This is a genomic window from Aestuariibaculum scopimerae (assembly GCF_059428085.1).
Genome location: NZ_CM182089.1, coordinates 1,320,621 through 1,335,193, shown reverse-complemented (window position 1 = coordinate 1,335,193; position 14,573 = coordinate 1,320,621). Strand labels below are relative to the sequence as shown.

General features: G+C 30.2%; 13 protein-coding genes. All 13 read left to right on the top strand.

The genetic code is table 11. The annotated features are described in order from the left end of the window. Positions 1-4 precede the first annotated feature (4 nt). On the top strand, positions 5-805 hold the full coding sequence (gene cysQ / locus AC5SR4_RS05945; RefSeq protein ID WP_495358618.1) for a 3'(2'),5'-bisphosphate nucleotidase CysQ: 801 nt from the start codon (positions 5-7) through the stop codon (positions 803-805). Further along, positions 805-1,218, top strand: a complete 414-nt coding sequence (locus tag AC5SR4_RS05940; protein WP_495358617.1) for a DUF2061 domain-containing protein — start codon at positions 805-807, stop codon at positions 1,216-1,218. The genes cysQ and AC5SR4_RS05940 overlap by 1 nt, the downstream gene beginning before the upstream one ends. Next, positions 1,215-1,802: an adenylyl-sulfate kinase gene (gene cysC / locus AC5SR4_RS05935; protein WP_495358616.1), complete on the top strand. Its 588-nt coding sequence runs from the start codon at positions 1,215-1,217 to the stop codon at positions 1,800-1,802. The genes AC5SR4_RS05940 and cysC overlap by 4 nt, the downstream gene beginning before the upstream one ends. A 401-nt stretch (positions 1,803-2,203) precedes the next feature. Continuing rightward, positions 2,204-3,355, top strand: a complete 1,152-nt coding sequence (gene wecB, locus AC5SR4_RS05930; protein WP_495358615.1) for a non-hydrolyzing UDP-N-acetylglucosamine 2-epimerase — start codon at positions 2,204-2,206, stop codon at positions 3,353-3,355. Next, positions 3,348-4,559 (top strand): UDP-N-acetyl-D-mannosamine dehydrogenase, encoded by a 1,212-nt coding sequence (gene wecC, locus AC5SR4_RS05925; protein WP_495358614.1) that lies wholly within the window; start codon positions 3,348-3,350, stop codon positions 4,557-4,559. Before wecB ends, wecC begins: the two co-directional genes overlap by 8 nt. Positions 4,560-4,587: 28 nt before the next feature. Further along, the gene (locus tag AC5SR4_RS05920; RefSeq protein ID WP_495358613.1) at positions 4,588-6,048 is read left to right on the top strand and encodes an MBOAT family O-acyltransferase; all 1,461 of its coding nucleotides are present in this window, start codon (positions 4,588-4,590) and stop codon (positions 6,046-6,048) included. Between the two features lie 5 nt (positions 6,049-6,053). Then, positions 6,054-7,457, top strand: coding sequence for an LB_356 family protein (locus AC5SR4_RS05915; RefSeq protein WP_495358612.1), 1,404 nt, complete (start codon positions 6,054-6,056; stop codon positions 7,455-7,457). A 35-nt stretch (positions 7,458-7,492) separates the two neighbouring features. After that, a complete protein-coding gene (locus tag AC5SR4_RS05910; RefSeq protein ID WP_495358611.1) occupies positions 7,493-8,887 on the top strand; it encodes a hypothetical protein in 1,395 nt (464 codons plus the stop codon). Further along, positions 8,874-10,085, top strand: coding sequence for an O-antigen ligase family protein (locus AC5SR4_RS05905; protein WP_495358610.1), 1,212 nt, complete (start codon positions 8,874-8,876; stop codon positions 10,083-10,085). Before AC5SR4_RS05910 ends, AC5SR4_RS05905 begins: the two co-directional genes overlap by 14 nt. A 68-nt stretch (positions 10,086-10,153) precedes the next feature. Continuing rightward, positions 10,154-11,026: a WD40 repeat domain-containing protein gene (locus AC5SR4_RS05900; protein ID WP_495358609.1), complete on the top strand. Its 873-nt coding sequence runs from the start codon at positions 10,154-10,156 to the stop codon at positions 11,024-11,026. Further along, on the top strand, positions 11,023-12,336 hold the full coding sequence (locus tag AC5SR4_RS05895; RefSeq protein ID WP_495358608.1) for an oligosaccharide flippase family protein: 1,314 nt from the start codon (positions 11,023-11,025) through the stop codon (positions 12,334-12,336). Before AC5SR4_RS05900 ends, AC5SR4_RS05895 begins: the two co-directional genes overlap by 4 nt. Positions 12,337-12,342: 6 nt before the next feature. Then, the gene (locus AC5SR4_RS05890; RefSeq protein WP_495358607.1) at positions 12,343-13,389 is read left to right on the top strand and encodes a glycosyltransferase family 4 protein; all 1,047 of its coding nucleotides are present in this window, start codon (positions 12,343-12,345) and stop codon (positions 13,387-13,389) included. Between the two features lies 1 nt (position 13,390). After that, positions 13,391-14,515: a glycosyltransferase gene (locus tag AC5SR4_RS05885; RefSeq protein ID WP_495358606.1), complete on the top strand. Its 1,125-nt coding sequence runs from the start codon at positions 13,391-13,393 to the stop codon at positions 14,513-14,515. The last annotated feature ends 58 nt before the right edge of the window (positions 14,516-14,573 follow it).

Sequence of the window (14,573 nt, the reverse complement as noted above, 5' to 3'; positions counted from 1 at the left end):
TAGTATGGAAAAGAACTTAGCACTGTTACAAATAGCTATCAAGGCAGTCATAGAAGCAGGGAATGCCATATTAAAAATCTACAGCAAAGATTTTAAAGTAGCATATAAGGACGACGCTTCCCCATTAACAGAAGCAGATTTGGTTTCAAACAAAATCATATTAAATCACCTCCAAACAACAAACGTTCCTATTATTAGCGAAGAAATCAAGCAAGTGCCCTATACAATAAGGCATGTATGGGATCAATATTGGCTTGTAGACCCTATTGATGGCACCAAGGAGTTTATAAAAAAGAACGGGGAATTCACAGTGAACATTGCTTTAGTAGAAAAAGGCATCACAAAACTAGGTATTATTTATGTGCCGGTTACAAGGGAACTTTTTTACACCAATGAAAACAAGTCTAAGGCTTATAAAACAATCGTTCAAGATGCAAAAGAAAATAAAGCGTTGTTTAATGATGAAGACCAGTTAAAACCTACTAAAAATGATGGTAATGCAGTAAAAGTCATTGGAAGCCGCTCCCATATGAATCAAGCGACGCTTCAATTCTTAGAAACCATAAAAAAACAATATAAGGATGTAGAAATCGTTTCTAAAGGAAGTTCTTTAAAATTTTGTTTAATGGCAGAAGGTAAAGCCGATCTCTATCCCAGATTTGCACCAACCATGGAATGGGATACAGCCGCTGGTCAGGCCATTTGTGAAGCCGTTGGGTTCAAGGTTATCGATCAAACAACCCAATTGCCCATGGTATATAATAAAGAAACATTATTAAACAATCACTTTCTAGTTACCAAATAATGTCAGCAAAAATATATAAGAGGCATATAGCCAAAACAATCACATGGCGTTTTGTTGGCGCCATAGATACTATTTTAGTATCTTGGCTCATAACAGGAAATCCGTTAACCGGATTAAAAATTGGTATTGTAGAGTCCATTACCAAAATGGTATTATATTTTGTTCATGAACGGATTTGGTTTCGGGCTAATATTCAAGAAAGTAAAAAAAGACACCTACTAAAAACCATTACATGGCGATTTATAGGAACGTTGGACACCATAATACTTGCGTGGATAATTTCTGGAAACCCATTCACGGGATTGAGCATTGGAGCTGTTGAGGTAATCACAAAAATGCTGCTGTATTACATACATGAACGAACCTGGTATAAAATAGATTTTGGCTTAGAAAACAGACGCAGTTTTAAATGAAGGCAAAAAACATAACAAATCACAACTATAAAATCAATAAGGAAGAACGCCAAAAGCTTAATGGGCATAATGCTTTTTTAGTATTGTTTACAGGGCTTTCAGGGGCCGGAAAATCAACGTTGGCTAATGCCTTGGAAAAAAAACTGCACGATATGGGAATCCATACCTACGTGTTAGATGGCGACAATGTAAGACGCGGGATTAATAAAAACTTAGGATTTTCTCCGGAAGATCGTTCCGAAAACAACCGACGCATCGGTGAAATATCAAAATTATTCATTGATGCTGGTATTGTCGTATTAGCAGCATTTGTAGCGCCTTATGAAAAAGATAGAGCATTCATTAAAAAAACGGTTGGAGCGAATCATTTTGTTGAGGTGTATGTGAATACGAGTTTAGAAGCCTGTGAAACCCGGGATGTAAAAGGGTTGTATAAAAAAGCAAGAGCAGGAGAAGTTAAGGATATGACAGGTATTGATGCGCCTTATGAGGTGCCCAGAAATCCTGATGTTGAGGTTTCGGGGTTGATGAAGTTGAAGGAGTCTGTTGAGATTGTTTTTGAAAGTATTAAAGATAAATTGTAAAACGACAATAAGCTATTGTCGTTTTACAATGCGTTAAAAGCATTCTAGAATGCGCCATTGTAGTTTTACAATAAGGCATTGAAGGTCTACAATGAAGAAAAAGTATTTAAAAATGTGGCATTGTAGATTTACAATGGCGTAAAAGTGTTTTACAATGGGCTGTTGTAATTGTACAATGTGCCATTGTTGCTTTACAATATGCAATTGTAATTGTATAATACATCAAAAGCATTTTACAATATAGTTTTGTAAGTTTACAATAAGATAAAAGCATTTTACAATATTGTAAAAGACACTTTCTGAATTAAATTTAAGTTTTAGTGTACAAAACTTTATAAAAAGTATATTTTTGCATAGATTTTATTGGATAATTTAAACTAATTGCTCCAATCTATTTAAGTATGAATCAACAAAAAAAAATCCTAATTGTCTTCGGAACCAGACCAGAAGCTATAAAAATGGCTCCATTAGTGAAAGCTTTTAAAAATCATAAAACATTTGAAGTAAAAGTATGTATAACAGCTCAGCACCGTGAGATGTTAGATCAAGTACTGACTTTTTTTGAAATTGTTCCCGATTATGATTTAGATTTGATGAAACCCAATCAAAATCTTTACAGTCTTACCTCTGATATTATAATTAATCTAAAATATGTTTTAGAAGATTTTAAACCCGATTACACCTTTGTTCATGGAGATACCACAACAACTATGGCGACAAGTATTGCAGGATTTTATGCTGGATCTAAAGTATGCCATATAGAAGCAGGATTACGAACCAACAATATGCTATCCCCTTTTCCAGAAGAAATGAACCGTTGTGTTACTGGTGTTATAACACATTATCATTTTGCACCTACTAATGAATCAAAGAATAACCTTCTTAAGGAGAATAAACCTGAGGCCAACATCGTGGTTACCGGAAATACAGTAATAGACGCATTATTGTTTAGTGTTGAAAAATTAGCCGGAGGTTATATAGATGAAGAAATAGAAAGTTTAAAAAATATAATCTCTCCTGATAAAAGAATCATACTAGTTACCGGTCACCGTAGAGAAAATCACGGCGAAGGCTTTATAAATATTTGTGAAGCATTAAAAGCAATAGCTTTACAAAATAAAGATTGTGAAATTATTTATCCGGTCCATTTAAACCCCAACGTCCAGCAGCCGGTTTATGAATTGTTATCCGGTATAGATAATGTGAAGTTAATAGCCCCTTTATCTTATCCGGCCTTTGTATGGTTAATGGAAAAATCACATTTAATAATAACAGATAGTGGTGGCGTACAAGAAGAAGCACCAAGTCTAGGAAAACCAGTTTTAGTAATGCGGGATACTACAGAGCGTCCCGAAGCTGTTGAGGCAGGCACTGTTTTATTGGTGGGAACAGATACAGATAAGATAATTTTAGAATCAACCCGTTTGTTAAATGATGCATCTTTTTACCAAACCATGAGTAAGTTACATAATCCTTATGGAGATGGTAAAGCTTGTAAGCGAATAGTTAATCACATAAGCAACATATATAATTCATCAAAAAATTATGCATAAACCAGAAGTCGTAATGGTGGGATTAGGCTATATAGGCTTACCAACAGCCGCTTTAATAGCACAAAATAAAACCCATGTCCATGGCGTAGACATTAATCCTATTGTTGTTGATACCATTAATCAAGGAAAAATACATATCGTAGAACCCGAATTGGATATTGCAGTAGCGACAGCTGTTCAAGAAGGTTATTTAAAAGCAGCTACCACACCGATAGATGCTAATGTATATTTAATTGTTGTACCTACACCTTTTAAAGCAAAAAATGAACCAGATATATCTTTTGTGGAGGCTGCTACCAAGTCTATATTACCTTTGCTTAAGGAAGGCGATTTATATATTATAGAATCGACATCACCCATTGGGACTACGGAAAAAATGATGCAGTTGATTTATGGAGAACGTCCAGAATTGTCAGGAAAATTGCATATAGCGTATTGTCCAGAAAGAGTACTGCCCGGAAATGTCATGTATGAGTTGGTACATAACGATCGTGTAATTGGTGGTGTAGACGAGGTTTCTACTGAAAAAGCAGTTTCTTTTTATCGCCAATTTATTAAAGGAGATTTACATAAAACAAATGCACGTACTGCTGAAATGTGTAAGTTGGTTGAGAATTCATCAAGAGATGTGCAAATTGCTTTTGCAAATGAGTTGTCGTTAATTTGTGATAAAGCAAATATTAACGTTTGGGAACTGATAGATTTAGCAAATAAACATCCCAGAGTAAATATTTTACAACCCAGTTGTGGTGTGGGAGGCCATTGTATTGCGGTAGACCCCTATTTTATTGTGTCAGACTATCCCATGGAATCCCAAATTATAGGAAAGGCCCGTGAAATAAATAATTATAAATCCTTTTGGTGTGCTGAAAAAGTACAAACTGCTAAGTTAGAATTTGAATTAAAACATGGTCGCAAGCCAAGTATTGCTCTAATGGGTTTAGCTTTTAAACCAAATATTGATGATCTAAGGGAGTCACCAGCCAAGTACATTGTTCAAAAAGTTTTACAAAACGCCAATAATGAGGAATATTTTGTTGTGGAACCTAATATTACAGAACATAAGGTATTTAAATTAACAGATTATAAAGAAGCTGTTCAAAAAGCTGATATTATTGTGTTTTTAGTGGCGCACAAAGAGTTTAAAACATTAAAAATAAAAATTGATAAAATTGTTTTGGATTTTTGTGGGATAGATTCTTAGTCTACGGGTATAAAATTTAAATTTTGTTATGCTTTTTAATTCTCTTGATTTTGCTGTTTTTTTTCCAATAGTTTTTATTTTTTATTGGGTTTTTTCCTCTAACATTAAATTAAGAAACTGTTTTTTACTGGTTGTTAGCTATATATTTTATGGTTGGTGGGATTGGCGATTTTTAGGGTTAATATTGTTTAGTTCTGTTGTAGATTATATAATTGGAAAAGCTATATATTCAACAACTAGCCAAACAAAAAGGAAATATCTTCTTTATGTTAGCCTATTAACTAACCTTGGTTTGTTAGGTTTTTTTAAGTATTTTAATTTTTTCATCACATCATTTGTTGATGCATTTCATTTATTTGGAAAAGAATTAGATTGGACTACATTAAATATTATATTGCCAGTAGGTATTAGTTTTTATACATTTCAAACTCTTAGTTATACCATTGATGTTTATAGGAATAAAATAAAGCCTACTACTAACATTATTGAGTTTTTTACTTTTGTATCGTTTTTTCCACAATTGGTTGCTGGGCCAATTGAAAGAGCTTCTCATTTATTACCTCAATTTTCTAAAAAACATAATTTTGAATATAATAACATTAAAAGTGGGATGCTTTTAATTTATTGGGGACTTTTTAAAAAAATGGTAGTGGCTGATAGGGTAGCTTTAATTGTTAATGATGTTTATAATAATGTTAATGGTTATGATAGTTCTGCTTATTTGATAGCCACGATATTATTTGCGTTTCAAATTTATTGTGATTTTTCCGGATACTCAGATATAGCTATTGGGATTGCAAGAACTATGGGTTTTGATTTAATGAAAAATTTTAAAACTCCTTATTTTTCAAAATCTTTAACAGAGTTTTGGAGAAGATGGCATATATCATTATCTACATGGTTTAGAGACTATGTTTATATTCCATTAGGGGGGAGTAGGCATGGAAATTCAAGGATCTATTTAAATCTCTTTATCGTTTTTTTAGTAAGTGGTATATGGCATGGTGCAGCATGGACTTTTGTGATATGGGGAGGGGTTCACGGAATTGTTATTATTGCTGAAAAGTTTTCAACCACTTTTAGGAAGAAAGTTTATTCAAAAATTGGGTTTAATAAGCCTAATTTTGGCAATAAGGTGCTATTTTTAATCATAACATTTTCAATAGTTTGTTTTTCTTGGGTCTTTTTTAGATCAAATTCTTTAGTAGATGCATTACACATTATTAAAGAAATAGTGAATTTTGAGCACTATAAATGGAATTTCGATAATCCAATAATTAATATTTTTGAACTGAAAAAAAACCTGTTTTTTATAATGCTCATGTTAGTAATAGAGGTATTTCATAATCGCTTAAATATGCTTAGGTTTTTAAACCGACAAGGTTTTATATTTAGGTGGAGCGTGTATGTAACTGCTGTTTTGGTTTTGCTAGTATTTGGTGTCTATGGAGATTATGACAGCTCACAATTTATTTATTTTCAATTTTAAACACTATGCTTAAATTTTTATTAAAATTTATTGTTCTTATTGTTCTTGTTGTACTATGTACTAGTTTTTTAGGAAAATATGTTTTAGAGCCAAGAAGAGGACATCAAACCTGGCGTAATTTTTATGAACTCCCTAAAAATTCTCTAGATATTGTGTTTATGGGAAGTTCTTTAAGCTACAGTAGTTTTAACCCGTTGATTTTTAATGGGAAATTACATGCCAACTCATATAACATGGGAACTGCACTACAAAATATTAAGCAGAACTATTATAATTTTGTTGAGGTTTTAGAACACCAATCTCCTAAATTATTAATTTTAGAAGCTTACTCTTTAGATATTCCCGATAAATCTGAAGAGGATAGACTTGGATTTAAATTTGAAAATCTAGATACCCAACAGCTCTCTATGAATAAGCTTATATCGGTTAATTATCAATTTTCAGATTTTAAAAATAAAATTAATGCACTTTTTCCGCTGATCAGAAATCATAATAAGTGGGATGATTCAAAATTTATTGAAAGGGGTATATCTGTTAGAAATGATAAAGACAGGTTTTTAGGGTATAAACTCACTAAGAATGTAGTTAACCCTAAAGAGTTGGCGGATGTTGTTAAAAGATTACCTAAAAAGCATGCTTTTGGTGAAGAAAATGAGGTTTATTTTGAAAAACTTGTTTCTTTATGTAGAGAGAATCATGTTAGATTAGTTGTAGTACGTTCACCTGTTATATTGTATAAATTTAATGAAGAATATTATATGCAGGCATATGTTAATACAAAACGTCTATGTGAGAATCAAGGAATTATGTATATTGACTATAATCAGAAATTTTATGATTTGGGAATAGATGAATCTTATTATGCTGATGAAAAACATTTAAATTATAAAGGTGCTACAATGATTTCAGAAAACCTTGCAGGTAAATTAAACTCCTTTTTCAAGTCAGAAGAGCATCATGAAAACATATCTATTGAGCCAGAAAATTTTATTTATTCAGATAAATTTTATGACTCAGGGCAATTATTATTTGAGGGTAAGTTTTTAATTGATGAAGACTTATATGTAAAACAGGTAAAAGTATTTAATATTAGCAATAATGATTATACCATTGTAGTAAAAATGAATAAAGGTTTAGATTTTGACCGAATTTCTAATTTTGGAATGGGCTATTATTTTTATCCAATAGACGGCCAGGTGAACTTACTTGAAACAGAAAAAGATTTAAATAGAAAGTATACATCTATAGGAGATCATAGTGTTCCAATGTCCAACGGCAATAATTATTTTGTAGCTTTAAGATCATATAATTTAAAACCTACGGTATTTAAAAAAATAAAAATAGAGTTTAACAATAAAGAAAAGAAAGAGATAAAGTATTTAACAATTGATGATGTACAGTTTGATTAAAAACCTTTCTGGTTATTTAAGTACTATTAAAACAGATGACAAAATTAAGACTAAATACTGTGTTTTTTTTATTACTTTATTTTGCATTAAGCTTAATTCCATTCTTTTTTAATCATAATATTGCATTATCTTATTCTTTATATAATTATGCAATAGCACAAATTCTAATTTTCAATATTTTATTTTCTTTGAAAGGAGAAAATAGAAATTCCTTTCTACTATCGCCATCTTTCATAGCTGTTTCTTACATAAACATAAATTTTTTAATTGGAAGTTTTGTTTTTGGCAAGGGTTTAGTTTACGATTTTTTGCTTAATCCTTATTCTAAGTGGGAGAATTATTCTCTAGTATTAGGTTACTTTAACTTAATTAATTTTTTTATTACTGTGAGTTTCTTTTTGTCGAAAGAAATTAAAAGCCCCTTTAGGGTTAAACTAATTTCTAACTTAAAAAATTACTCAAATAAGATGTTAATATTTATTGGAGCTACAATAATTATAGTGTTTTCTTTTTTTGAATTAAGACTATCTTTTTTGGGAGGCGATGGAACATTTTCTATTATTCCAAAAACTTTAGGAGCTTTAATTTTAATAGTTTGCTTTTCAAAAGAAAATAAACTAAGTAAACGATTGTTTTTTTATTTGTGTATTATTGGAGTTTTTTCTGTCACTTCTTCCGAAAGCAAAAGAGATGCTATATTTTTATTGTTACCCATAATTCTTTTGGAATCAAGGTCTTTTAAAGTTAAGATGAGTTTTAAGAGATTTATTATAATAGTTGCTTCAATTGTTCTTATTTTACAGTTAATTTTAGCTATGTCTATTTACAGAGGTTATGGTGGATTTAAGCCAAAAGGGTTTTGGGATGCCAATACGTATGTGATTGACTATGTGCTGTCTGATGGTTTCATTCCCGGATTTATGAATAATCTTGAAATATCTTATACCTATTTTCATTCGAACAATGCAATAGAGACCATACTGAAGGAGCCAGGAAGATTGACTTATGGAGAAACACTTATTAAACCTTTTTTTATTTTTTTCCCAAGAAGCTGGTTGCCGTTTAAGCCATATAGCATTATACATCACTATACCGTAAGTGTTTCAGAAAGTTACAGAGAGAAGGGTGGGTCTTGGCCTGTTAGTATTCAATCAGAAATGTTTTGGAATTTTCATTTTTTAGGAATTATAGCTGGCGGACTAATTTTTTTGTTATTTAATTCTATTTATTTGACAATAAGAAGGTTCGTTGTAGAAGGTGAAATTATAAACTTTATTCCTTTATTATATTTTTATCAAACTACTTTGGTTTTATTTAGGGGATCTGGTCTAGATATGTTTGTTGTATTTGTGCTGATAGCTCTAATCTCTTTTATATTTATAAAGTTTTTTCTAAGAATTGTATTTAGTCTATCGCATGAACATAGATAAACTGATTTTAGTTATATTTTCGATTGTTGCATTTACAATTCCATTTGGTTTTTTTTGTAACATAAATTCTATTTCAATAATAACCTTATTAATAGTAACTTTTATAGGGTTTTTTAAAAACAAAACAAAAGTTAAGATTGATAATATGCCATTATGGTTACCGGTAGCTTATTTTTTACTATTAATAATTTCTGTTTTTTATTCTAAAGATATTTGGAGTTCTTTTAAGAATTTTGAAAAATATCTGTCGTTTATAGTATTCCCCTTAATTTTTATTTTGCTTAGGCAAAAGATGTCCAAAAAAATTATTAAAAATGTCGAAATATCTTTTGTTTTAGGTAATATTGCAGCTTTGTTGTGTTGCTATACTATAGGAGGGATTATACATCCTGAGAATCAATTACCACTTTCCAAAGGGTCTTTTTATTTTTCTGAAATTATTGATTTACACCCTAGTTACTTTTCGATGTACTTGGTTTTGTGTCTAGGTATTAGTATTAACATGTTTAGGGAAATGGCTATTGCAAGTAAAACAAAAAAGGCTATTATCCAATTAGGCTTTTATGGGATAGTAATTTTTTCAATTATATTTTTGAAGAGTCGAGCAGGTATTATTTCCTTAGTATTACTGTGCTTATTTATGTTTTATTATTTTATTTCGGGTAAAGTGAAAAATAAAATATTTTTTACAATTACTTATATGTTGGTGACCACAGCTTTGGGTTACATGGCATTTAAATTTGGGTTTTTAGAAAATCTGATTAACCCAGATCATTCTTTTTTAAATCGTAACATTGCTGATTCTATTAGAATAAGAATGGAGTTATGGGCAGCAGCTGTTGATATTATAGATAATTCGTTTTTCTATGGAGTTGGTTTAGGAGACGTTAGATTTGCATTGGACAGGCAATTTTATATAAATGGTTTTGATCTCGGAATAGATAAGTCCTTTAATGTACATAATCAGTATTTAGAGAGTTTTGTAACAGGGGGAGTGATTCTTTTTTTAATATTGATAAGTATGTTATCCATGTTAATTGTTAAATACAAAACAACACGAAACATTGCTATATTATCAATGGTTATATCGCTAATGGTCGGTATGATGTTTGAGTCGATTTTGGTGCGACAGCATGGAATTATATTATTGAATTTTTTCTATGCTACTTACTGTATAAATGACAAAAAACTTTTATGAGAAAACGGGAGTTAATTTTTTGTTTATTGTTATTTACTTGCTGGGTGATGCTCTCACAAAATGTTGAAATGATAAGGGAATATAAAGAGGATTTTGCCGCAAGAACTTTTGCTTATAGTAAAAAGCATTATTTTGCTAGGCTAAGTTATAATAACAAGACCATCTATGTTAAGAATTTAGTACATACTAAAAAAAGAACTTTAGTGTTTTCCAGAGAAAACAAAGGAATTAAAGCAATGGATTTTAATACAAAAGAAAAATATTTGGCTGTTGGCTCATACTCAGGAGATATTGATGTATGGGATATTGACAAGAGACAATTATTCACTTCAAAAAAGGTTCATGAAAAAGATGTTAATATAGTTAAGTTTGTTCCAAACACTCCTTTTTTACTAAGTGCTGGGGTTGACGGGAATATTTTACTTTCAAATTTAGATCACAAGAACTTTAGTTCTATTAAGATAGGCTCTCATGAAGGTATAGTACGAGGGATGGATATAACTAAAGGAGGTAAATATGCCGTTTCAATAGGAAATGATAACATGTTAAGGGTATGGGATATTTTTAACCATAAACAGATTGCTTTTAATAAAGTAGAAAGTAAAGGATTAAGTTCTGTAAAAATATTGGAGGAATTAAATAAAGTTATCATTGGAGATATAGATGGAAATATTTTTGTCTACAGTTTGGTAAATCCGTCTTTTATCCAAAAGATAAAAATTCACGATAATATTGTGTCTTCAGTTTCAGAAATGCCAAAGGGAAAAATACTAACTTCTAGCTATGATGGTAGTTTGAAAATAGTTGATTTAAAAAGCAAAAAATCTACATTGCTTAATATAAATAGTAGTAACTATATATTTAATGCTTTTTTTTTAGAATCCAAAATAACATTTTTGGATAGGAACGGGGAATTAAAGATAGTTAAGTATATTGAATGAATAATTTAATTAGGAAAACAGTATTAAAATTATCTTCAGATAACATTGTTATAAAAAGGTTTATATCTGGAGCTTTCTGGGCAGTTTTTGGAAATGTTGTTGTTAAGGGGTTGTCTCTTGTGGCATCAGTTTTTATAGCAAGATTTTTAGGAAATGTAAGTTTTGGAGAGTTAGCGGTTATTAAAACGACATTGTCTGTTTTTAGTTTAATGGCTACTTTTGGCCTTGGTTTAACGGTTACAAAATATATAGCACAGGTTAAAAGAAGTAATTTTTCAGAAGTTGGAATAGTTATTTCTGCTGCAAATAAAATAACTTTCACTACTGGTTTTTCTCTGGGCATACTAATTGTGATATTTGCTCCTTTTATATCTAGTGAGATCCTCGAGTCAAGCAATTTGGTTGTGCCGTTAAGAATATCTGGATTGTATCTCTTTTTTAATGCAATGAATGTATATCAAATAGGGGTTCTTGGTGGTTTGGAAGCATATAAAAAAATGGCAAAAATCAATGTGATAGTAGGTCTAGTTAGCTTTCCTGTTTTATTGACTACAACGTATTTATGGGAACTTAATGGAACTCTTATTGGGCTTACTTTGGGGTTAGTTTTAAATTGGGGATTAAACAAAAGGTTAATAAAAAAGGAAGTAAATGCTTTGGGGAGTGGGGTAAATTATAATGCTTCTTTTGGTTATATAAAAAAGATTTTAAAATTCAGTTACCCATTAGCAATAAGTGAAGGAGTCTATGCTTTTTCTAACTGGTTTATGCTATATATTTTATTGATTAAAACAAATTACGGAGAAGTAGGCGTATTTAATTCTGCAAACCACTGGGCTCAAATGATTCTTTTTTTACCAGGGGCAATTTCCAATGTGTTACTTTCATTTTTATCAAATCAAGAAAATGACAAAAAAAATTATAATCAAATTTTAAAATTTAATCTAATCTTTAATGTTTCTGTAACATTTTTGTTAGCTGTTGTTTTTTCTATTGGATCCGGAATAATCTTTAATATGTATGGAGAAAGTTTTGAAGGAGGAGAAAGGGTTTTAATTACTTTAGTTTTTGCCACAATTCCAATGACTATTATTAATGTATTAGAACAAGTGTGTATATCTAAATCGAAAACAAATTTTGTTTTATATTTTAAGATAGTTAGGCAATCAATTTTGCTAATATGTGCTTACTTTTTAATTATGTTATGGAAAGACGCAAATTCTTTAGCTTTTTCTTGGTTGGTTGGTTATATCTTAACACTGATAATAATGATTTTGTTTTTGTATAAAAAAAGAATTTTTAAGGATTAGTTTTTAATGAAAAAGAAAAATATTTTAATACTTCAAAATACACTATTACATTATAGAAAAGCTTTATATAATGAATTGTCTAAATATTATAATATTACTGTTTTACATTCGGGAAATTCGAGTGTACAAAAAAAAGATTTATATAAGGAACTAATTGTTAGTAAAAAGAAAATTGGGTTTTTAAATATTCAGTCAAGTGTACTTAAGGAAACAAAATCTGGTAATTACAATATTATTATAGCTATGTTTGATTTAAGTTGGGTAAATAATATTTTGGCATTGTACTTACATAATAAAAAAAGCAAATATATTTGGTGGGGAGCTTGGTTTACAAGTAACAAAATAGCTAATAAAGCCAGACTTTATCTAACTAAAAAGGCAGATGCCAATATTTTTTATACAAAAGAAGCAAAAGACATGTTTGTTAGTTCAGGTATTCCAGAAAAGAACCTTTTTGTAGCTAATAATACTTTTGACGTTGGTAAACGTATTAAATGTTACGAAAGTAAAGTTAAAGACAGTATTTTGTTTGTGGGAAGCTTAAATATGAGGAAGCAGAATGATGTTTTGATTAAAACTTTTGCAGATTTAACAAAAAAAATACCTAACGAAATAAAGTTAATAATAATTGGTAATGGGCCAGAAAAGGATAATTTAAATCAATTAGTCAATGATTTAAAAATAAAAAACAGAGTTGTTTTTACCGGAAATATAGAAGATACTTCGGAACTTTTGGATTATTATAATAAGGCTATTGTAGCTGTTTCTTTTGGACAAGCAGGTTTGGCTGTATTGCAAAGTTTGGGTTATGGAGTGCCTTTTGTCACAAAGAAAAATGCTATTAGTGGAGGGGAGAAAACAAACATAGTTCATGAACATAATGGTTTATTTTGTGATGACAATAGTGAATCGTTGTATGGCAATATTTTGAAATTATGTTTAAATGTCAATTATGCCAGAGAGTTGGGTAAAAATGCGTATGAGTATTATAGTAATTATTGCACAATTGAAAAAATGGCAGAAGGTTTTATAAAGGCAATAGAGAATAAATAAAATGGCAAATATTTTAGTAAACGGAATTAGTGCAAAAGCAGGTGGAGGTAAAAGTATTTTTAACAACTACTTAAAAGTGCTAAGCAATACTCCCATAAAAGATAGGTACTATGTTTTAGCACCTAAAAAGGATGAATATTTAAATTATTCCAATGAATTAATTACAATTATAGATATCCCCCATTTTTATAAGAGAGCAGTAATGTTTCCTTGGGTTTATAGATATACTTTACCACATTTGATAAAAAAACTTAGTATCGATACTATTTTTAATCTTGCCGATATACCAATTGCTAGCAATATTCCCCAAGTGTTTTTGTTTGATTGGCCTTATGCTGTTTATCCAGAGAGTCCAGTTTGGAAAATGATGGATTTAAAGAGTTATTTAATCAGAAAGGTCAAACTTTATTTTTTTAAGAAAAATTTAAAGCATGTTTCCATCATAATAGCACAAACAAGTGCTATGAAGAAAAGGTTAATACAATTGTATGCGGTTAAAAATGTCGAAGTTGTACCAAATGCGGTTTCTATGGAGAATTTGAATGGAGGAGAGCAAAAAGATTTTCAATTACCAGAGGGCATAAAGTTGCTTTATTTGACCTATTATTACCCTCATAAGAATTTAGAAATTTTAATTCCATTGGCAGAAGAGATAAAAGCAAGAGGTTTGGATTATAAAATTATTACCACTATAGAAAAAGAACAGCATAAGAAAGTTTCTTTGTTTTTAAAAAAAATTAAAGAAAAGGGATTAGAACATATTATTATAAATAAAGGCGCCATAGAAATGAAACATGTGCCAGCGTTGTACAAGCAAAGTGATGGCCTATTAATGCCTACACTTTTAGAGTCTTTTTCAGGGACTTATGTTGAGGCGATGTATCACAAATTACCTGTACTGACTAGTAATATAGATTTTGCCACTAGTGTCTGTAACGACTGTGCCTTATATTTTGATCCTAGTAGCTCAAATTCAATTTTAACTGCTATAGAAAGTGTTTTCTTGAGTCAATCTGTAAAAAATAATATGATAGATAAGGGAACGAGAATTTTAGGCACAATGCCGGATTGGAATAATACCTTTGCTATGTACCAAAGAGTAATAGAGAAGGTTAACCTTAACTAATTAAATTATGTTAAATCTACTGAAAGGATAAAAAACGATTTTTTTATAAAAGTTTTTT

Excerpts from the sequence above, each read along its gene's own strand:
- AC5SR4_RS05940 (WP_495358617.1), top strand. The coding sequence starts at position 805 with ATGTCAGCAAAAATATATAAGAGGCATATAGCCAAAACAATCACATGG.
- AC5SR4_RS05920 (WP_495358613.1), top strand. The coding sequence starts at position 4,588 with ATGCTTTTTAATTCTCTTGATTTTGCTGTTTTTTTTCCAATAGTTTTT.
- AC5SR4_RS05915 (WP_495358612.1), top strand. The coding sequence starts at position 6,054 with ATGCTTAAATTTTTATTAAAATTTATTGTTCTTATTGTTCTTGTTGTA.
- AC5SR4_RS05885 (WP_495358606.1), top strand. The coding sequence starts at position 13,391 with ATGGCAAATATTTTAGTAAACGGAATTAGTGCAAAAGCAGGTGGAGGT.
- wecC (WP_495358614.1), top strand. The coding sequence starts at position 3,348 with ATGCATAAACCAGAAGTCGTAATGGTGGGATTAGGCTATATAGGCTTA.
- AC5SR4_RS05890 (WP_495358607.1), top strand. The coding sequence starts at position 12,343 with ATGAAAAAGAAAAATATTTTAATACTTCAAAATACACTATTACATTAT.
- AC5SR4_RS05905 (WP_495358610.1), top strand. The coding sequence starts at position 8,874 with ATGAACATAGATAAACTGATTTTAGTTATATTTTCGATTGTTGCATTT.
- AC5SR4_RS05895 (WP_495358608.1), top strand. The coding sequence starts at position 11,023 with ATGAATAATTTAATTAGGAAAACAGTATTAAAATTATCTTCAGATAAC.
- cysQ (WP_495358618.1), top strand. The coding sequence starts at position 5 with ATGGAAAAGAACTTAGCACTGTTACAAATAGCTATCAAGGCAGTCATA.
- AC5SR4_RS05900 (WP_495358609.1), top strand. The coding sequence starts at position 10,154 with ATGATAAGGGAATATAAAGAGGATTTTGCCGCAAGAACTTTTGCTTAT.
- wecB (WP_495358615.1), top strand. The coding sequence starts at position 2,204 with ATGAATCAACAAAAAAAAATCCTAATTGTCTTCGGAACCAGACCAGAA.
- cysC (WP_495358616.1), top strand. The coding sequence starts at position 1,215 with ATGAAGGCAAAAAACATAACAAATCACAACTATAAAATCAATAAGGAA.
- AC5SR4_RS05910 (WP_495358611.1), top strand. The coding sequence starts at position 7,493 with ATGACAAAATTAAGACTAAATACTGTGTTTTTTTTATTACTTTATTTT.